The 19,250-nt window shown below is 61.0% G+C and carries 18 protein-coding genes and 1 other RNA gene; 17 read left to right on the top strand and 2 right to left on the bottom strand.

The window, feature by feature from the left end; genetic code table 11:
• The 5 genes from I4W09_RS10315 to gatB all read left to right on the top strand — a co-directional run.
• A partial coding sequence (locus I4W09_RS10315; RefSeq protein WP_230318614.1) for a hypothetical protein occupies window positions 1–191 on the top strand: 191 nt, incomplete at its 5' end.
• Window positions 192–474: 283 nt separating this feature from the next.
• Complete coding sequence (locus tag I4W09_RS01985) at window positions 475–1,392, top strand: class C sortase (protein ID WP_196031437.1); 918 nt, start codon at window positions 475–477, stop codon at window positions 1,390–1,392.
• A 325-nt stretch (window positions 1,393–1,717) separates the two neighbouring features.
• Window positions 1,718–2,029 carry an Asp-tRNA(Asn)/Glu-tRNA(Gln) amidotransferase subunit GatC gene (locus tag I4W09_RS01980; protein ID WP_196031436.1) on the top strand — a complete coding sequence of 104 codons (312 nt, stop codon included), beginning with the start codon at window positions 1,718–1,720 and terminating at the stop codon, window positions 2,027–2,029.
• On the top strand, window positions 2,029–3,543 hold the full coding sequence (gatA, locus tag I4W09_RS01975; RefSeq protein ID WP_196031435.1) for an Asp-tRNA(Asn)/Glu-tRNA(Gln) amidotransferase subunit GatA: 1,515 nt from the start codon (window positions 2,029–2,031) through the stop codon (window positions 3,541–3,543). The genes I4W09_RS01980 and gatA overlap by 1 nt, the downstream gene beginning before the upstream one ends.
• Entirely contained in the window at window positions 3,543–5,219 is a 1,677-nt protein-coding gene (gene gatB / locus I4W09_RS01970; RefSeq protein WP_196031434.1) for an Asp-tRNA(Asn)/Glu-tRNA(Gln) amidotransferase subunit GatB, read from the top strand. The genes gatA and gatB overlap by 1 nt, the downstream gene beginning before the upstream one ends.
• A 224-nt stretch (window positions 5,220–5,443) precedes the next feature.
• On the opposite strand, the gene I4W09_RS01965 is transcribed toward gatB, so the two are convergent.
• On the bottom strand, window positions 5,444–6,448 hold the full coding sequence (locus tag I4W09_RS01965) for a helix-turn-helix transcriptional regulator (protein ID WP_196031433.1): 1,005 nt from the start codon (window positions 6,446–6,448) through the stop codon (window positions 5,444–5,446).
• A gap of 114 nt (window positions 6,449–6,562) precedes the next feature.
• Between I4W09_RS01965 and I4W09_RS01960 the strand changes: the two genes are divergently transcribed.
• From I4W09_RS01960 to I4W09_RS01935, 6 genes are all read left to right on the top strand, one after another.
• Window positions 6,563–8,389: an ABC transporter ATP-binding protein gene (locus I4W09_RS01960; RefSeq protein ID WP_196031432.1), complete on the top strand. Its 1,827-nt coding sequence runs from the start codon at window positions 6,563–6,565 to the stop codon at window positions 8,387–8,389.
• Window positions 8,390–10,147, top strand: coding sequence for an ABC transporter ATP-binding protein (locus tag I4W09_RS01955; RefSeq protein ID WP_196031431.1), 1,758 nt, complete (start codon window positions 8,390–8,392; stop codon window positions 10,145–10,147).
• 145 nt (window positions 10,148–10,292) lie between these two features.
• A complete protein-coding gene (locus I4W09_RS01950) occupies window positions 10,293–10,538 on the top strand; it encodes a DUF6110 family protein (protein WP_196031430.1) in 246 nt (81 codons plus the stop codon).
• A gap of 78 nt (window positions 10,539–10,616) precedes the next feature.
• Entirely contained in the window at window positions 10,617–12,632 is a 2,016-nt protein-coding gene (locus tag I4W09_RS01945) for a heavy metal translocating P-type ATPase (protein WP_271756729.1), read from the top strand.
• Between the two features lie 143 nt (window positions 12,633–12,775).
• Complete coding sequence (locus I4W09_RS01940) at window positions 12,776–13,129, top strand: hypothetical protein (RefSeq protein ID WP_196031428.1); 354 nt, start codon at window positions 12,776–12,778, stop codon at window positions 13,127–13,129.
• Window positions 13,126–13,641 carry a type II toxin-antitoxin system VapC family toxin gene (locus I4W09_RS01935; protein ID WP_124785938.1) on the top strand — a complete coding sequence of 172 codons (516 nt, stop codon included), beginning with the start codon at window positions 13,126–13,128 and terminating at the stop codon, window positions 13,639–13,641. The genes I4W09_RS01940 and I4W09_RS01935 overlap by 4 nt, the downstream gene beginning before the upstream one ends.
• Window positions 13,642–13,699: 58 nt before the next feature.
• Here I4W09_RS01935 and I4W09_RS01930 read toward each other — a convergent pair whose 3' ends face one another.
• Window positions 13,700–14,134, bottom strand: a complete 435-nt coding sequence (locus tag I4W09_RS01930) for a hypothetical protein (RefSeq protein WP_196031427.1) — start codon at window positions 14,132–14,134, stop codon at window positions 13,700–13,702.
• Window positions 14,135–14,370: 236 nt separating this feature from the next.
• Between I4W09_RS01930 and ssrA the strand changes: the two genes are divergently transcribed.
• From ssrA to I4W09_RS01900, 6 genes are all read left to right on the top strand, one after another.
• Window positions 14,371–14,734, top strand: a transfer-messenger RNA (tmRNA) gene (gene ssrA / locus I4W09_RS01925).
• Between the two features lie 492 nt (window positions 14,735–15,226).
• The gene (locus I4W09_RS01920; RefSeq protein WP_196031426.1) at window positions 15,227–16,105 is read left to right on the top strand and encodes a patatin-like phospholipase family protein; all 879 of its coding nucleotides are present in this window, start codon (window positions 15,227–15,229) and stop codon (window positions 16,103–16,105) included.
• 193 nt (window positions 16,106–16,298) lie between these two features.
• Complete coding sequence (gene rplM / locus I4W09_RS01915; protein WP_022094635.1) at window positions 16,299–16,742, top strand: 50S ribosomal protein L13; 444 nt, start codon at window positions 16,299–16,301, stop codon at window positions 16,740–16,742.
• 2 nt (window positions 16,743–16,744) lie between these two features.
• A complete protein-coding gene (rpsI, locus tag I4W09_RS01910; RefSeq protein ID WP_022094634.1) occupies window positions 16,745–17,140 on the top strand; it encodes a 30S ribosomal protein S9 in 396 nt (131 codons plus the stop codon).
• A gap of 123 nt (window positions 17,141–17,263) precedes the next feature.
• Window positions 17,264–18,601 (top strand): phosphoglucosamine mutase, encoded by a 1,338-nt coding sequence (gene glmM, locus I4W09_RS01905; RefSeq protein WP_006234694.1) that lies wholly within the window; start codon window positions 17,264–17,266, stop codon window positions 18,599–18,601.
• Between the two features lie 101 nt (window positions 18,602–18,702).
• Window positions 18,703–19,170 (top strand): PTS sugar transporter subunit IIA, encoded by a 468-nt coding sequence (locus I4W09_RS01900; RefSeq protein WP_229030367.1) that lies wholly within the window; start codon window positions 18,703–18,705, stop codon window positions 19,168–19,170.
• Window positions 19,171–19,250 lie beyond the last annotated feature (80 nt).

Raw genomic sequence — 19,250 nt, 5'->3', positions numbered from 1 at the left:
CCCGTGCGCGGGCGGCCGACGACTCGATCGGAGGTCCCCAAATGCTGAAATTCCTTAACGCGCTCGCCGCCCTCGCGACGGTGGGCACGTTCGTCATCGCGTTTCTTGACTCGTATGAAGTTCGGTTTAAGGTCCGTAGGCGCACGCGCGGTGCGGACGGTGGACGGCATTTGCGTCGAAAGCGCAAATAAGAATGCCCGGGGGTCGGATCCCGGGCATTTAACAAAAGCTGAAAACTAGGCCGCCCGCGCTCTCGTACACTTACGCGGGGTGCGTCGTTTTCTATTGACATTGTATCCCGAATCGCTCAGCCGATTCGGGACATTTTGAAAACTCAAATGCGGGCCCATACTCGCACTGCGCAATGCTGCTAGGCTGCGTTGTCCGGCGTGGAAGCTCGCTAATCAGCTATTATTTGTTTAGACAACTTGAGTTGTAGAGGAGTGACCGGCGATGGTGCAGGGCGCCAAACATATGAAGAGCAATAACGCCGCGACAAACGGTGGCTCAAGCCCTCAGCCCAAACCTCAACCAAAACCCAAGCGTCGTCGCAAGCGGTTGCCGCGCTGGGCCGACCGGCTCATCACCATCGTCATCATCCTTATTGGCGTGGGCCTTATGACCTGGCCGTGGATCTTGGATCGGCTCGAGGCCTCGGGCGTGTTCAACCAGATCAGCACGGTGTCCAGCACCGTGGATGCGCTCTCCGAAGAGGAGCGCGAGCGCATTCTGCTGCAGGCGCGCTCCTATAATGAGCAACTTTCCGGCGAGGCCACCGAGCTTCCCGCCGACCAGATCGAGCCCTACGCTCAGCAGCTCATCTTTGACCGCGACCCCATGATGAGCTGGGTCGAAATCCCCTCCATCGACGTGAGCATGCCTATCTACCACGGCACGAGCGAGGAGGTCCTCATGGCGGGCGTCGGCCACCTGGAGGGCACGAGCCTGCCGGTGGGCGGCGCCTCGACGCATTGCGTGCTCACCGCGCACTCGGGCATGCGCAACCTGAGCATGTTCGACGACATCCATTCGCTGGAGCCCGGCGACCTGGTGCTGCTGCACACCATGAGCAAGACGCTCGCCTACAAGATGGTGGACTCCGAGGTCGTGCTGCCCGAGGAGATGGAGTCGCTGACCATCGAGCCCGGCGCCGACAGGGTGACGCTCGTCACCTGCACGCCCTACGGCGTGAACGACCATCGCCTGCTGGTGCACTGCGTGCGCACCAAGTACAACAAGAAGGACGTCGACAAGCAAAAGTCGCTGGCCGACCGCCACTGGGGCAAGCGCGAGTTTGCCGTGCTCATCGTGGTCGTGGCCATTGTGCTGTTGCTGCTGGACATCGTGATCCACGCGGTCCGCAAGCGCCGCAAGGCCAAGGCCTCGGCATAAGACATCGTTCAGAACCACCACAAAGGGGACAGGCACCTTTGTGGCGGTCGGGGCTTTCAAACCATCACAACATTCGATGAAAATCTCGATTTTGACGATAAACGTCGAATGTTGTGATGGTCTTCGTTGTGGGCGGGACGGTTTTCGTTGTGGACAGGACGGTTTTCGCTACGGACGGTGCGGTTTCGCTGCAGAACCGCCGGCCTGTCGCCTGCCAACCGCCGCCCTCGTTACGTTTTCGCTGCATTTAGGTAAAGCGCCTGCTCCAAGCTGGCGTTGCCTTGTATACTAGAGCGGTTTAACTGTTATGCGGAAGGGAGCGCCTATGGCACTCAGCGAGAAAGACGTGCGCGGCATCGCCGAGTACGCAAAGATCGCACTGACCGATGACGAGCTCACCCAGATGACGTCCTACATGAACGACGCCGTCCAGATGCTCGAGCCCGTCTTGCAATATGACTTACCCGACGTGGAGCCCACGTTCCATCCTATCGGAAGCCTGTCCAACGTGATGGGCGACGACCTGCGCGAGCCCGAGCGCGACCTGCCGCTCGGCGTCGCGCTCGAAAACGCCGGCAGCGCGCGCGAGCGTTACTTCCGCGTGCCGTCCATTTTGGGAGAGGGGGAGAGCGAGTAATGGCGCTAAGCTTCGATTCCCTTACCGCCGCCCAGATTGCCGCGGGTGTTGCCGCCGGCGACTTTACCGCTACCGAGGTGGCCCAGGCCTCCCTTGACGCCATCGAGGCGCGCGAGGGCGGGGTCCAGGCATTCCTGCAGGTGGCGCCCGAGCTTGCGCTCGAGGCCGCTGCGCGCGTGGATGCCGACCGTGCCGCAGGCAAGCCGCTGCCCCCGCTCGCGGGCGTGCCGCTGGCCATCAAGGACAACATGAACCTCGTGGGCACGCGCACCACCTGCGCTTCCCGCATGCTCGAGAACTACCAGAGCGTCTACACCGCCACCTGCGTCCAGCGCATGCTCGATGCCGGCTGCCTGCCCATGGGCAAGGCCAACATGGACGAGTTTGCCTTTGGCAGCTCCACCGAGAGCTCGGCGTTCCACCGCACCAACAACCCCTGGGATACCGAGCGCGTGCCCGGCGGCTCCTCGGGCGGCTCCGCTGCCGCCGTCGCTGCGGGCGAGGTCGCGCTCTCGCTGGGCTCGGATACCGGCGGCTCCATTCGCCAGCCGGCGTCGCTGTGCGGCGTGGTGGGCTTTAAGCCCACGTATGGCGCCGTGAGCCGTTACGGCGTGGTCGCCTTTGGCTCGTCGCTCGACCAGGTGGGGCCATTTGGCCGCACGGTCGAGGATGTCGCGCTGGCCATGAACGCGCTTACCGGCGCGGGCCACGATCCGTACGACTGCACCAGCCAGGATTGCGCCGTCGACTTTACTGAGCATCTCAACGACAGCATCGAGGGCAAGCGCGTGGGCATCATCCCCGCGTTTATGGAGGCCGAGGGCCTGACGCCCGAGGTCAAGGCCGCTGTTCAGCGCGCCGCCCAGGAGCTGCAGAACCAGGGCGCCGAGCTGGTCGAGGTCGACCTGCCGCACCTGGACGCCGCCATCGCCGCCTACTACGTCATCGGCCCGGCCGAGGCGTTCTCCAACCTGGCCCGCTTCGACGGCATTCGCTACGGCTATCAGGAGGAGGGCTGCGCCAACCTGTCCGACCAGAGCTCGCTCTCGCGCGCCCACGGCTTTGGCGCCGAGGCCAAGCGCCGTCAGATGCTCGGCGCCTACCTGCTGAGCTCGGGCGTGTACGACAAGTACTACTACGCTGCGCAAAAGGCCCGCACGCTTATCACGCAGGACTACGACGCCGCGTATGCCAAGGTGGACACCATCCTCATGCCCGCCTCGCCGCGCACGGCCTTTAAGTTTGGCGAGATCAGCGACCCCACGCAGATGTACCTCTCCGACCTGTACACCATTTCGCTCAACATTTGCGGCAACGGTGGTATCTCGGTGCCGCTGGGCCTGGGCGAGGACACTCATCTGCCCGTTTCTGCCCAGCTGGTGGGTCCGGCGTTTAAGGACCGTCAGCTGCTCACGTTTGCCCGCGCCCTGGAGCGCGGCTTTGCCGATGCCGCTACGGGTGCGCCCGCGCTTTCCGTCGCGCCCGATTTTGCCGGGAAGGGGGGCGAGCTGTAATGAAGGAGCTTTCCGAGGTCCTGCAGGATTGGGAGGCCGTGATCGGCCTGGAGATCCATACCGAGCTCACCGCACTCGATACCAAGATGTTCTGCAACTGCAAGCTCAGCCACGATGACGAGCCCAACGCCAACGTGTGCCCGGTGTGCCTGGGCCTGCCCGGTGCCCTGCCGGTGCCCAACAAGCGTGCCATCGAGAGCATCGTCAAGGCCGGCCTCGCCACCAACTGCGAGATCCAACGCCACTCGATGTTCTACCGCAAGCACTACTTCTATCCCGATATGGCCAAGAACTTCCAGACCACGCAGGGTCCGGTCGCTTTTGCCATGTACGGCCACCTGGATCTGGACGTGACCGGTCGCGGTGCCGCCGAGCGCCCCGACTGCGCGTTTGGCGAGGCCGAGGCCCAGAGCCTGGCGAGCGCCTCGGCCAACGCCGAGGGCCTGTCCACGTCCATGACGTCGACCATGCGCGAGGGCAATCAGCGTGCCGGCCACCTGGCCAGCTACGATGCGTCCAGCCTGCAGATGCCCGAGCGTCGCGAGGACGGTTCCTACACGGTGCCCATCCGCATCCTGCGCATCCATATGGAAGAGGACGCCGCCAAGATGGTCCACGTGGGCGGCGCCGAGGGCCGCATTACCGCCGCGGCCGAGTCGCTCGTCGACTACAACCGCTGTGGCACACCGCTGATTGAGCTCGTTACCGAGCCCGACCTGCGCACGCCCGAGGAAGCGCGTCTGTTTATGGAAAAGCTCCGTCGCATTTTTGTGACGCTGGGCATTTCCGACTGCTCCATGGAGAAGGGCTCCATGCGCTGCGACGGCAATGTGTCGCTGCGCCGCCGCGGCGAGACCAAGCTGGGCACCAAGACCGAGCTCAAGAACCTCAACTCGTTTAAGAGCCTGCACGACGGTCTAGCCTACGAGATCTGCCGCCAGGCCGAGGTGCTCGAGGAGGGCGGCATCATCTATCAGGAGACCCGCCACTGGGAGCCCAGCCGCAAGCGCACCGTGGTCATGCGCGTGAAGGAGACGGCCGACGACTATCGTCTGTTCCCCGACCCCGACCTGGCGCCGTTCGATCTGGACGACGAGTTCATCGACCGCTGCCGTGGCGAGATTCCCGAGCTGCCCGATGCCAAGCGCGTCCGTTTTGAGGCCGACTTTGGCATTAAGACGGCCGACGCCGAGCAGATTGCCGGCGACCCGGAGTTTGCCGAGTTCTTTGAGGCCGCCGCTGCCGGAACGGCTGGCAAGGAGGCTCAGACGGTCGCAAACCTGCTGGTGAACGAGATGATCGCCTACCTTAAGGGCGCGGGCGTGTCGCTGGCCGAGTCCGGCATTGCGCCGGCTCAGGTGGCGGCGCTTGCCAAGCTGCTGGCGACCGATGCCATCAGCTCCAACCAGGCGCACGAGGTCTTTGAGGCCATGGCCCAAACTGGCGACGACCCCAACAAGATCGTCGACGAGCGTGGTATGCGCCAGGTGAGCGATGCCGGCGCGTTGCAGCCGATCGTGGACGAGGTGCTGGCAAACTGTGCCGATCAGGCACAGCAGTATCGTGACGGCAACCAGAAGGTCATCGGCTTTTTGGTGGGCCAGTGCATGAAGGCGAGCCGCGGCAAGGGTAACCCGAAACTCTTCAACGAGTTGCTGAGAACGTCGCTCTCGTAGCTGCGAGGCCGGGGAAGCCCCGAGTCGCCGGGGTATTTCCTCCAAATTTCAAACAGTCCTATGCAAGACGAAGGCTACATTTAGTGGCCTTCTTTGCATGCGGAACTCATTTGGAGCAAACACCCCGGCGACTCGGGGCTTCCCCGGCCAGACGACTCGGCCGTTCGGGTCAGGCGGGCTGGATTGAATTTGGTGAATGAGGGTGCCGTTGGCGCCCTCATTCTTTATATATGTTGGGAGCGCCAGGTGGTGGGGGTGGTGCCGGTGTGTTGCTTGAATGCTTGGGCGAAGGCGGCCTGCTGAGGGTAGCCTAGACGCTCTGCCACCTGCGCTATCGTGAGCGCGCTATCGGCCAAAAGGTCCTGTGCTCGCTCCATACGGCGTCTGCGAATGTAGGCGCCCAGGGATTCGCCAGTTTGGGCCTTAAAGGTGGCGCATAGTTTGGAGCGGCTTGTGTAGAGCCTCTCGGCCACCTCGTTGATACCCACACGCCTGCCTTTGTCGAGCGCGCGCTCGATCATTGCCGTTGCTTCTTCGGCAATGGTTATGCTGACGCGTGTGTCTGCCGCCTGCCGTGCCTGCTTGTGGGCCGCGCGCGAACAGGCGAGCTCCGCGACCATGGCCTCCACGATGCCCTGCATATAGACGTGTCCGCCTACGGTGCGGGCGCGTTCCTCGTTAATCCGGCGCAACGTGTGGCAGATGGCAGACGTCGCTTCCTCGTGCCATGGCTCGGCAAACGCCTCAAAGATTCCCGCGAACTCGGCGGGATAGCGGTGCTCCAGTTCGTCAAAATATCCAGGCAAAAAGAGTACCGAGCGCGAGTGATAAAGCTCCCCCGCAAACAGCGGGCTTAATTCCTCGCCACAGTTATCTTGGATAAAGCTGCAAACGGCATTGTTTGGCCACGGTCCATGCAATGGTTTAAGGTTCGCGGGTGTTATGCCAGCCTCGGGCATGCATGTAAGTGTGGGCGCGCTGACCTCGCTCACGCAGGCGTATGGCTCGGGTGTGTATTCGGCCAGGTGCATATCGCGCGTCGGGGTGATGAAATGCTCCATGACGATGCAGGCAGGGGAGAGAGGCATGATCCATGCGCGGCCGTGTGCCCGGTCGTTTGCCACCTCGCCGGTAAAGACGGCGCCCTTGCCGGTAAGCTCCAGGCCAAACTGCTCAAATTGCGGTGCGTAGAGCTCGGTTATGTCGGTCGCTGCCCGCCGTATTTGCAAAAGCGTCCCCTTCCTTTGCGGAAACGTCCATGCCTGGCTCGATTGTGTGCCTTGGCTAACATATCAATGATAAGTTGATTGAGGTTAACTCTCAAGCCGTCAGAAGGGAACCTTATGGCAAAGGGATCAAAAAGGGAAGGCGGCGGTATCGGCGAGCTGCTTGCATATGCCGGCGACCGTAAATTCCTAACTTATTTGGGCATGGCTCTCTCGGCGCTCTCGCAGCTGCTGAGCTTTGGCCCGTTCGTGTGCATTTGGCTTGTCGCGCGCGATCTGATCGCTGTGGCACCTAACTGGAGCGAAGCCTGTGACATCGCGATGTATGGCTGGTGGGCCGTGGGGTTTGCCCTGGCAAGCATCGTAGTTTATTTCGTGGGGCTCATGTGCACGCACCTGTCTGCGTTTCGCTGCGCGTCCAATATCCGCAAGACTACGAGCGAGCACCTGCTTAAGCTGCCGCTTGGCTACTTTGACACGCACGCCACCGGTGAGCTGCGCCGTATTGTAGACGGATGCGCCGCCTCCACCGAGACCCTGCTCGCGCACATGCTGCCCGATATCGCCGGCGCCACCGCCATGGTCGCAGGCCTGCTCGTGCTGCTTTTCGCCCTCGATTGGCGTTTGGGGGTGGCATGCCTTATCTCGGTCGTCGTTTCGCTTGGCGCCATGGCCACCATGATGAGTGGCAAGGGCGCCGAGTTCATGAAGGCCTACATGGGAGCGCTGGTCAAGATGAACAAGACCGGCACCGAATACGTACGCGGCATCCCCGTGGTCAAGGTGTTTCAGCAGACGGTCTATTCCTTCAAGGCCTTCCACGATGCGATTGCCGAATACGCCGACATGGCGCAAAGCTATGCGGGCACGTTCTGCCGAGGTCCGCAGGTACTCAACCTTACGGCGCTCAACGGCCTCGTGGCATTCTTTTTGCCGGTGGCGTTGCTGCTAGCTCCGGGCGAGACGGATTTTGCGCACTTTTTGGCCAACTTCACCTTCTACGCGATTTTTTCGGCCGTGGTGCCCACAGCCATGACCAAGCTTATGTTTGTGGGCGAGGCGTCTCAAATGAGTGCCGATTCGCTGGCGCGTATCCGAAGCATCATGGATTCCAAGCAGCTCTCCGTGCCCGCCCAACCCAAGCACCCTGCCGGCAGCGACGTACGATTTGAGGATGTGAGCTTTACCTATGAGGGCGCCGAAGCGCCTGCCGTCAACCATGCGAGTTTTAGCGTTTCCGCTGGTAGTACCCTTGCGCTTGTGGGTCCTTCGGGCGGCGGCAAGTCAACCTGCGCAAGCCTGATCCCGCGTTTTTGGGATGTTTCCTCGGGTCGAGTGCTCGTAGGCGGTGTGGACGTTCGCGATATGGATCCGCACGAGCTTATGGACCAGGTCGCCTTCGTGTTCCAGACCAACCAGCTGTTCCGGCAAACACTTGCCGATAACGTGCGCGCCTCCAAGCCTACGGCTACTGACGACGAAGTGCGTGCGGCCCTCTCCGCAGCTCAGTGCGACGACATTGTGGCCAAGCTCCCACAGGGCATCAATACCATGCTCGGTGCCGGCGGGGCATATCTTTCGGGCGGCGAGGTCCAGCGCGTGGCACTCGCCCGCGCAATCCTTAAAGACGCGCCTATCGTGGTGCTCGATGAGGCCACGGCGTTTGCCGATCCCGAGAACGAGGCGCTCATCCAGCGCGCCTTTAGCAAGCTGGCGGCGGGTCGCACGGTCATTATGATTGCGCACCGGCTTTCGACCGTAGTGGGCGCAGACCAAATCGTGGTGCTCAACCAGGGCAGCGTGCAGGAGTCGGGTACCCATGCCGAGTTGCTGTCCCAAGAGGGTCTGTATGCCAAGATGTGGGCCGAATACGAACAGGCCGCGAGCTGGAAGATCACTGCTGCGGCCGCGGATGACGCCGTCACGAAGGGAGGCGAGGCCTAAATGTTCGCCTCATTCCAAAAGAAGTATTTCCTATCCGATAAAGGCGTCGCCGGCGTAAAACGCGGCGTCTTCTGGACCACGCTCACCAATCTCATTACCATGGCCGGCATGGGCTTTTTATTCCTGGTCATGGCCGGTTTTGTCGAACATCTCGCCACCGGCGCCGACCTGCCGGATGCCCTGCCGATCGTGGGCGGCCTCCTGGTCTTTTTCGTGCTGCTCTTTGCCTCTAACTGGCAGCAGTATTACTACACCTACTGCATCTTTTACGAGGAGTGCGGCAAGCAGCGTATGGAGATCGCCGAGCGCTTGCGCAAACTGCCGCTGTCGTTTTTCGGTCGTCGTGATCTGGCCGATTTAACCGAGACCATCATGGGTGACGTCCAGGCCATGGAGCACGCCTACAGCCACGTGCTGGGAGAGCTTTGGGGTGCCATCATCGCAAGCGCCATTGTGTTCGTGGCGTCGCTGTTCTTTTGCTGGCAGCTGGCGATTGCGGCGTTTTGGAGCGTTCCCGTGGCCTTTGCCGTGCTGTATCTAACACGCGGCCCCATGACTCCGGTGTTCGATCGCGTGCGCGCCGAGAAGGTTAAGGTCACCGAGGCGATCCAGGAGACGCTCGACTGCGTTCGCGAGATCCGCGCCACCAACCAAGAGGCCCATTATCTTGAGGGACTCAACGCCGTGATCGATGCCGAGGAGCGCGAGACCACCAAGGGCGAGCTCGCTAACGGGCTTTTGGTCAACTCCGCCTTTGTCATCCTGCGTCTGGGCATTGCCACCACGCTGGTTACGGGCGCCGCGGTGGTCGCCTCCGGACAGGTCGACTTTTTGGTGATGTTTGCCTTCCTGCTTATGGTGAGCCGTATCTATGCGCCCTTTGACCAGGCGTTAATGTTAATGTCCGAGCTGTTTGCCGCCGAGTCGTCTGCCAAGCGCATGCGTTCCATCATGGAAGAGCCTGTGGCGCGGGGCAGCGAGAAATTTGAGCCCGCGGGCCACGATGTGGTGTTCGATCGCGTGGCATTTGGCTATGGTGCGGGCGAGGACGGACGCGCCGGCGAGAAAGTTCTTACCGATGTGAGCTTTACCGCCAAGGAAGGCGAAGTCACGGCACTGGTCGGTCCTTCGGGTTCCGGTAAGTCTACGGTGAGCCGCCTGGCCGCGCGTTTTTGGGATGCCACCGAAGGCACGGTCACCGTGGGTGGCGTGGATGTTGCGAGCGTTGATCCCGAGGTACTGCTGCGTGATTACGCCATTGTGTTCCAAGACGTGCTGCTCTTTGACGACACCGTGATGGGAAACATCCGCCTCGGGCGTCGTGATGCCACCGATGAGGAAGTGCTTGCGGCCGCGCGTGCCGCCAACTGCGACGAGTTCGTGAACCGCATGCCGCGGGGCTACGACACCATGATCGGCGAGAACGGCTCCAAACTTTCCGGTGGCGAGCGCCAGCGCATCTCCATCGCCCGCGCGCTGCTCAAAGATGCGCCCATCGTGCTGTTGGATGAGGCGACGGCGAGCTTGGACGTGGAGAACGAGACTGTGGTTCAGCAGGCGCTCTCTCGTCTGCTCGCAGGTAAGACGGTTATCGTGATTGCGCATCGCATGCGTACGGTGGAAAATGCCGACAAAATCGTTGTGCTCAAGGATGGTGTGGTTGCCGAGCAGGGCACTCCGGCGCAGCTTAAGGCGGCAGGCGGAGAATTTGCCCGCATGGTCGCACTGCAAAAGGAAGCGGCTGCCTGGCAGCTGTAGGAAAGGGGACCAAGATTTCCAAAGGTTAACTTTGGTTGACCATAATAGTTCGACTAAACTAGTCTCAAAAGCGTGCTCGAGCAAACTAATGAACTCGGGTGCTAAAGCACCATGCCGCGCTTGTGCGGCAAAAGGGAGAAGCAACATGAAGAAGTCGACGTTTAACACCCTGCTTGTCGGTGGCGGTTTTCTGCTTGGCACGGCCGGCATCAAGCTGCTCACCAGCGCTCCGGTAAAGAACGCCTGCGTGCAGGGCATTGCGTGCGGTATGCGCGTCAAGAACTGCTACCAGGACATGGTCGAGCAGGCCAAGGCCAATGTCGATGACATGGTTGCCGAGGCCGCCTACATCACCCAGAGCGAGACCGCTGCTGACGAGGCAGCCGAGTAACGCTCCCAGGCACAAACTATGAGATTCTCGATTATTAGCGAGATCCCCGGCAGGACCCGTCTTCAATTGGCGGGTCCTGTGCCAGAGAGCGATCTCGACGCACTTCTTAAGCTCAGCGGCGATATCGACGGCGTGCACAAGGTGCGCGTTTATGGCCGTATTGGCCAGATGGCGCTCGAATATGACGAGCAATGTCGTGCGAGCGTGCTCGACGCCTTGGGCGCACTCGATGCCCAGGCCATTGCCGACGCAAAGACGGGCTACGTGATGCAACTCGAGCCGCGCAAGCACAAACTCGTTATGGACCTGGCGACACTCGTCGGCGCCCATTACGCACGTCGCTGGTTCTTGCCGACGCCTCTGCGTGCGGTGTTTGTCGTGGCCGGTTACATGGCATTTTTGCGCGCTGCCCTTCATGAGCTGGCACAGCCGCGCCTGACCGTTCCTGTGCTCGACGCTTCGGCCATCGGCATTTCGTTCGTCAAGCGTGATGTCGACACCGCGGGCCAGACGATGTTCCTGCTCAACGTGGGCGAGCTGCTCGAGGACTACACCCGCGCCATGAGCGAAAACGAGCTCATCAACTCGCTGCTCGATGTGCCCGACAAGGCGCAAAAGGTCGTCGGTGACACCGAGGTGAGCGTTGCTGCGACCGAGCTCGAGCCCGGCGATCTGGTCGCCGTACGCACCGGCATGTCCATTTGCATCGACGGTGTTGTCGAGCAGGGGAGCGCCATGGTCAACCAGGCGACCCTGACCGGCGAGCCGCTTGCCGTCGAGCGCAGCGCAGGCGACGACGTGTTCGCCGGAACTGTCGTGGAAGACGGCAGCATCTTGGTGCGCGTGCGCGCCAACACGGCGCAGACCAAGCTGCGCTCGATCGTCTCGCTCGTGCAGACCGCCGACTCACTCAAGTCCGAGGGCCAGTCGCATATGGAGGACCTTGCCAACAAGATCGTCCCGTGGAACTTCCTGCTCGCGGGCCTTGTCGCTCTCACCACGCGTAGCCTCATCAAGACCTCGGCGGCGCTGATGGTCGACTACTCGTGCGCACTCAAGCTCACGGGTTCCGTCGCCGTCATGACTGCCATGAGCGATGCTGCCAAGATGGGCGTCATGGTCAAGGGCGCCAAGTACTTTGAGTCGTTTGCCAAGGCCGACACCATTGTGTTTGATAAGACTGGCACGCTCACCGAGGCCCAGCCGCGTCTTGCCTGCGTACTCACCACCGATGGTTGGAGCGAGGACGAGATCCTGCGCCTTTCCGCTTGCTTGGAGGAGCATTTTCCGCATCCGGTGGCGCGCGCCGTGGTCAATGCGGCATGCGAGCGCGGGCTCGAGCACCGCGAGCGCCACGCTGCCGTCGAGTACATCGTGGCGCACGGCATTGCCTCGTCCATCGAAGGGCGACGCGCGATTATCGGCTCGGCACACTTTGTGTTTGAGGACGAGAGCGCGCAGCTCGATTCCGACATTAAGGAGCGCATTGAGTCCCAGATGCAGGGGCTGTCGCCGCTGTATCTGGCGGTCGACGGCAAGGTCGTCGGCGTGCTCGGCATCGAGGATCCGCTCAAGCCTGGTGTCCGCGAGGCCATCGCCGACCTACATGCGCTGGGTGTCAAGCACGTGGTCATGCTCACGGGCGACTCGGAGCGCACGGCCGAGCGCATTGCTCGCGAGGCAGGTGTCGACGAGTTTAAGGCCGAACTGCTGCCCGAGGACAAGTACGCCTATGTGGAGCGCATTAAGGGCGAGGGGCGTCACGTTGCCATGGTGGGCGACGGCGTCAACGATTCGCCGGCGCTCGGTTTGGCCGACGTGGGCTTGGCGATGGGTGGCGGAAGCGACATCGCCAAGGAGGTCGCCGATATCATCCTGACCGATACGGATCTGGCCGCGATCGTGCGCCTGCGCCGCATGAGCCAGGGCCTCATTGATCGTCTGACGAGCTCCTACTCTAAGGTGATGCTCACCAACTCAGCGCTCTTGGCACTGGGCATTACCGGCACGATTACCCCGCAGACGTCATCGCTGCTGCATAACGGCTCGACGATTGCCTACAGCCTGAGCAACGCGAAGGCTTACCTGCATTAGCAGACGTGTTCGCCCACGTTATCTGGCCTGCGCCCAGACGGCATCGGTGTCGTCCAGGTGCAGGTCTTTTGCATTTGACCATTTGCTAGCTTCTCTATAAAGTGGTGCTAGCATGGCTAGCAATTGAAGGGAGCGGGATCGACGTGGGTGCTGTTAGTGGCATGGCGCAGGTGAATGTTCGCGTAGATCGCTCGGTTAAAGAGCGCGCCGAGGAAGCGCTACAGCTTTCGGGCAGGTCACTGCCCGAGCTCATCAAAAAGGTCGTGGCCAAGGTCGCGCAGGGTGGCGGGCAGTGCGAGGAAGTGCTTTCGGCCGTCGACGACCGGCAGCAGACCGTCGCGCCCGATACGCCGTTCGCCGCGTCGTGGGCAGCGGCAGACCGGCTTTATGCAGATTTGGGCATCGCTGTGTCGCCCGTATCCGACGATCGCGGTTGGGACGCAATCTATTCTGAAGCCATGGATGAGCATTATCGCCAAAAGGGGATGATCCTGTGAGCGGGGCTTCCCTCAAAATAATGGTGGATGCCAACGTATGGGTTGATTCGTTTTGCGTCGACCATGCCGAGTCGCTTGCCGCGCGTGCGTTTATTGGGCAGGCGGCGGAGACGGGGGCGTTGCTGTTCTTCCCGGTGCATATCGCTAAGGACGTGCTGTACGTTGTCCAACACGAGCTGAAGCGTAGCGTTCTTGCCAGCGGGGGAGCGCTCGACGAGGCTTCTGCCCGCGCGATTGGCGATGCGGCGCTGGCGTTTGTTCGGAATATGACCGAAAACGCTATGGCCGTGGGCGCCGATGCATCTGATCTGTGGCTAGCTGACAAATATCTGACGCTCCATCGCGATTACGAGGACAACTTGGTACTCGCCGCGTGCAAGCGCGCGCAGGTTGATTACTTGGTGACCAACGATCGCAAGCTGCTCGAACATGCCGATCTTGCAGCAAAGACACCTCGTCAAATGATGCCGATTCTTGCTTTGGCCGAACGTGGCCGCGCGGCTATCGGTTGACGCGAACTGTTTGCGGGCCTCTTGGACGACGATGCGCCAAGGGGCCCGCGTCTGCTATTTACAAAAGCTCGGCCTTGATGGCGGGACTTTCTGCGAGCTGCTCGGCTGCCTTTTCGTCGGAGCTGTCGAGTGCTGCCAGGCTGCGGTAGACCCACTCGTTGACCTGGGTGTTCTTGACGCCTGCGGTCTGCATAAGGGCACCTACCTCGCGGATTGCTGCGAACAGATCGGCTTTGGGACCCGCGAGCTCGACCTCAATGCCGTGGTAGGCGGTCACGCCGCGGTTCTCACTCACGTGGTCGATAAAGCCCTCGACGGTCTCAAGCTGCTGGGCGAGAGCTGCATCATCGTCAGCGTCCAGCGCGACGAGTGCGTTCGATACCGTGAGGGCGGGATGTCCGCAGGGGACAAAGCCCTCGATGACATCCATAGCTTCGGTAATGGTTGAGCCCAGGCCTGCGAGGGCATTGACGAGTTGCTGCTTGGTATCCATAACGGTCCTTTCGACGGGTCAATTTTGCTTGGCGAAAATATACGTGACGTGATCGGTAACAAAAGTGCGAAGTGTGGCGCACATTGGGGTCTTCACAGCTCGTGCATAGAACAGCTGTCCGCTTTCAGAACGTGGTAAGATAACACTCCACAAGCGGGGCTCGCCCTGCATGTTCCTTGAAAAGTCGACGGGTGTTGGGTGCTCGTGCCCAATGCCATCCAGACTTCCCGACATTCGGGGGCGACTGGTTTCGACACGATAGCTCTGAGAGAGGAAGCAAGCCGAGGTCTCCTCGCCTCGTTAAACAGGGGTACCGTCAAATTGAATTGACAACAACTCTTCTTTTGAGCCTATGGCTCTCGCTGCTTAGTTTATAGCGGCGCGTCAACCCGGTGATTTCCCCGACACCGGCGCGACGTCATGTTAGGGGAATGCTCCTGCGCACGTAATCGGTATGGCGCGGGCTAAGACCGAACCGGTTAGGACGCCGCGAGCGTGTCGCTGCGCGCAAAGTGTCCGAGACTAAACCAGCGACTGAGCTTGGAGATGCCAATCAGGGGGCTTTCGTGGACCGGAGTTCGATTCTCCGCGCCTCCACCAATAGTTATAAGCAGGTAGGTAAACGCACCTATCTGCTTTTTTATTACTTATAGATACCGCGGAGAATCGAACTCTGCGCAGGGCGCGAGCGTTAAACAAACGCGGAGCGTTTGTAGCGAGCGGGCGAGGGCGCCGGCAGGCGGCCGAAGCCGGTGCGGATTTGCGAAGCAAATACGCGGATTCTCCGCGCAAACTTTCGGCTCAAAACGGATGCGATGTTTATCGAATTTCAGCTGGCTTTGCCTCGCATCAGCGAATTCCCGTACCGCGGAGAATCGAACTCTGCGCAGGGCGCGAGCGTTAAGCAAACGCCTCAGTGACGCAGAGTGGGACACGCTTTCCCAACGGCGGTCCAAGCGGAAAGCACATCCCGGAATCCCGCCTCAAACTGGGACGCACTTTCCGTTTCGCCTGCCGCCTCAAAAAAACCTGCGCGCCCTCCATCCCAAAACTGGGTAGAAGAAAGTCAAAACGTAATCGCAGGAGGTCAATATGACTGCAGAAGATAAGGCAAAGAACGCCGGCAAGGTCGCGCTCGTCTTGGAGGGCGGCAGTTTTCGCGGGCAGTTTACTGCGGGCGTGCTCGACGTTCTCATGGAGGCCGGCGTCGAGATTCCGGCGGTCTACGGTGTATCGGCCGGCGCCCTCAACGGCGTGAACTACAAGTCGCACCAGATCGGCCGTGCCAACCGCATCAACCTGGCTTTCTGCAGCGACAGCCGCTTCATGGGCGCCGCATCGTTTGCGTCCACGGGCTCTATCGTCGGCTACGACTTTATCTTCAACGATGTCCAAGACCGCCTAGATCCCTTTGACAACGAGGTGTTCGACGCGAGCCCCATCGAGATGTACGCCGTCGCGACGGACATGCTCTTTGGAACTGCCACGTACCTCCCGGTTAAAAGCGCCGTGCTCGATCTCGACGCCGTGCGCGCCTCGACCTCGTTGCCGCTGGTGACGCCGCCGGTCGAGATTGACGGGCACAAATATGTCGACGGTGGCGTGGCCGATTCGGTCCCCATCGAGCATGTGCTCGAGGAGGCGGGCTTCGATCGCGCGGTCGTCATCGTCACGCAGGACCGTTCGTATGAGAAAAAGCCCTACGAGTTTTTGCCGGCCGCGCGTGCGCGTTATGCCGACTACCCCTATCTGCTCGAGGCTATCGAGACGCGCCACGACCGTTACAACATCCAGCGCATGCACCTGTGGAAGTATGAGCGCGAGGGCCGTGCGTTGGTCGTCGCTCCGCAAAAGCCGGTCGAGGTCGGCCATGTCGAGCACGATCCGGCAAAGCTTTTGGACCTGTATATCCAGGGCCGTCAGGAGGCAAAGCGCCTGCTCGCGGAAATCCAAGAGTTCGTTGAGCGCTAACGACGGCGAACCCTCAAAAAATGACAACAGCTAAAGAGCTGGAAAATCACGGCTCGTGGATGACATGTGCAGAAACTCTGGTCGGAACCAAAATACCTGTTGACTCGTACGGCGAGCGGGGTAATATGGACGGGTTACTTGCAGAGCCCCGTGAATCTCTGTAACAACACGTACTGTACATGGAGGAGTCTAAGTGATTTCGAAATCGACTCACTACGCCAAGCAGGGCGAGGTCCAGCGCAACTGGGTTCTCGTCGACGCCGATGGTGCTGTCCTGGGCCGTCTTGCCACCCAGATCGCAATGATCCTGCGCGGTAAGAACAAGCCCCAGTTCACGCCCAACAGCGACTGCGGCGACTTCGTTGTCGTCATCAACGCCGATAAGGTCCAGCTTACCGGTAACAAGGCCGACACGAAGACCTATTATCGCCACAGCGGCTACAACGGCGGCCTCAAGGCTGAGAGCTTCCGCCAGGCTATGGAGAAGCACCCGGAGAAGGTCATCGAGCGCGCCGTTCGCGGTATGCTGCCCAAGACCACCCTCGGCCGTGCCCAGATGACCAAGCTTAAGGTCTACGCTGGTGCCGAGCATCCGCATGCTGCCCAGAACCCCACGAAGATTGAGCTGGAGGCTTAAAGATGGCTGAGAACACCGTTGTCTACCAGGGTACCGGCCGTCGTAAGAACGCCGTCGCCCGCGTCCGTCTCGTCCCCGGCACCGGCAAGGTGACCATCAACAAGCGTGACGCCGAGCAGTATTTCGGCCGTCATCAGCTCGTTGAGAACGCCCTTGCTCCCTTCAAGGTGACCGACACCGCCGGTCAGTTCGACGTTATCGCTCTGTGCGATGGCGGCGGCATCTCCGGTCAGTCCGGCGCTCTGCGCCTGGGTATCGCTCGCGCTCTTCTGAACGCTGGCGACTACCGTGCTGACCTCAAGAAGGCCGGTTTCCTTACGCGCGATGCTCGCGTGGTCGAGCGCAAGAAGTACGGCCTCAAGAAGGCCCGCCGCGCTCCCCAGTTCTCCAAGCGCTAAGGTTTTATCTCCTTTCGAGATACAATGTACAAGCGGGGCCTGCCGATTCCTCGGCGGGTCCCGCTTTTCTTTTTCGACTAGGGTGGGCGGTTGCATATCGCCTGCTAGGGAAGGAGCGATCCTATGCCCCAGAACATCTTCGGTACCGACGGCGTCCGTGGCGTCGCCAATGCCGACCTCTCGTGTGACCTCGCGTTTCGCCTGGGCCGCGCGGCGACCAAGTTTCTTGGTCCGGACATCTGCATCGGCCGTGACACGCGCCTTTCGGGCACCATGCTCGAGAGCGCTCTGACCGCCGGCATTATGGCCGAGGGCGGCCGTCCGCACTGCTGCGGCGTCATCCCCACGCCCGCCGTGGCGCTGCTCACTGTTCAAAACGAGCTCGACGGCGGCATCGTCATCTCTGCTTCGCACAATCCGCCGGAGTTCAACGGCATCAAGTTCTTTAGCCGTAAGGGTATGAAGCTTCCCGATGCTGTCGAGGAAGAGATCAGCGCCTGGGTCATGTCCGAGGAAGCCATGGCTGCCGACACGCTTCCGACCGGTGCCGGCGTGGGCCACATCATCAAGATGAAGGATGCCCGCAAGGCATATGTCGACCACGCCATCGATACGCTTGATGGCCTGAGGCTCGACGGCCTGGTCGTTGCCGTCGACTGCGGCCATGGCGCTTCTTGCCAGACCACGCCCGCCGCGCTGCAGCGCCTGGGTGCCACGGTCCATGCCATCAACACCGATTACTGCGGCACTGACATTAACGTTGAGTGCGGCTCTACGCACCTCGAGCCCCTGCGCGAGCTCGTGCTGCGCACCCATGCTGATATCGGTCTTGCCCACGACGGCGACGCCGACCGCGTACTGTTCGTGGACAGCGAGGGCAATGAGATCGACGGTGACTACATCCTGGCTATCTGCGGTTCTGACCTCGCCGCTCGCGGCAAGCTCGCCAACTCCGAGATCGTCTCGACCGTTATGTGCAACCTGGGCTTCTCCATCGCTATGAAGGAGCAGGGCTTCGAGATGGTCCAGACCGCCGTGGGCGACCGCTACGTTCTGGAGCGCATGCTCGCGGACGGCGCCGTCATCGGCGGCGAACAGTCCGGCCACATCATCTTCCTGGAGCACAACACCACCGGTGATGGCCTGGTGACGGCTCTGCAGCTGCTGGCCGTGCTCAAGCGCACTGGTCGTACCCTCACCGATCTTGCCGGCATCATGAAGAAGTACCCGCAGGTACTCGTCAATGTGCATTCCGACAACAAGGCCGGTTTGGACGATTGCCAGCCCATTTGGGACGCCGTCGCTGCTGCCGAGAAGGAGCTTGACGGCCGCGGCCGCATTCTGGTGCGCCCGAGCGGTACCGAGCCGCTGGTCCGCGTGATGGCCGAGGCCGAGACGCACGAGCTGACCCAGCGCGTTGTCGACGACATCGTCGAGGTTGTCAAGCGCGAACTTCCCTAATGGTCAAAAACCGTTGCCAAGTGGTAAACTGTTAAGGTTATTTTGATTGATTGGTATGTCCGAGGGGGAGCATGTTCACTAAAGTCCTAAGGTCTTTTGGTATGCGTGGTCGAGTCCTTACGCTGGATGCTCCCATCTCGGGCGATGTCATTCCGCTTTCCGAGGTAAACGACCAGACGTTTGCCACCGGCCTTTTGGGCCAGGGCGTGGCGATTCGGCCCACCGGAACGCGTGTGATTGCACCGGCTGATGCCAAGGTCGAGGCCATTTTTCCCACGGGACACGCTGTTGCGCTTAACACGGTCGATGGCTTGGACGTGCTCATCCACGTTGGTTTGGACACTGTTCAGCTCGAGGGCAAGCACTTTACCGTGCATGCGCAAGTGGGTGACATCGTCCATAAGGGCGATGTACTCATTGAGTTCGATCGCGAGGCAATTGCTGCCGAGGGCTACGATGTGACGGTTCCCATCTTGGTGTGCAACTCCGTTGAGTTCTCGAGTATCAAGGGCTCCGTTGGCGTGCATGTCGAAGAGATGGACCAGCTCATCGTTGCTCGCGAGCGCTAGCAAGTGCACGTGGCCATTAGCCTACAATTCAAACACGTTTACGGAGGGCGCCCTTGAAAGAGGACGCCCTCCGTGGCAAG

Source organism: Collinsella aerofaciens, assembly GCF_015670795.1.
Taxonomy (GTDB): Bacteria; Actinomycetota; Coriobacteriia; order Coriobacteriales; family Coriobacteriaceae; genus Collinsella; species Collinsella aerofaciens_Q.
The sequence above is the reverse complement of the archived record's forward strand: the minus strand, read 5'-3'. Positions and strand labels throughout refer to the sequence as shown.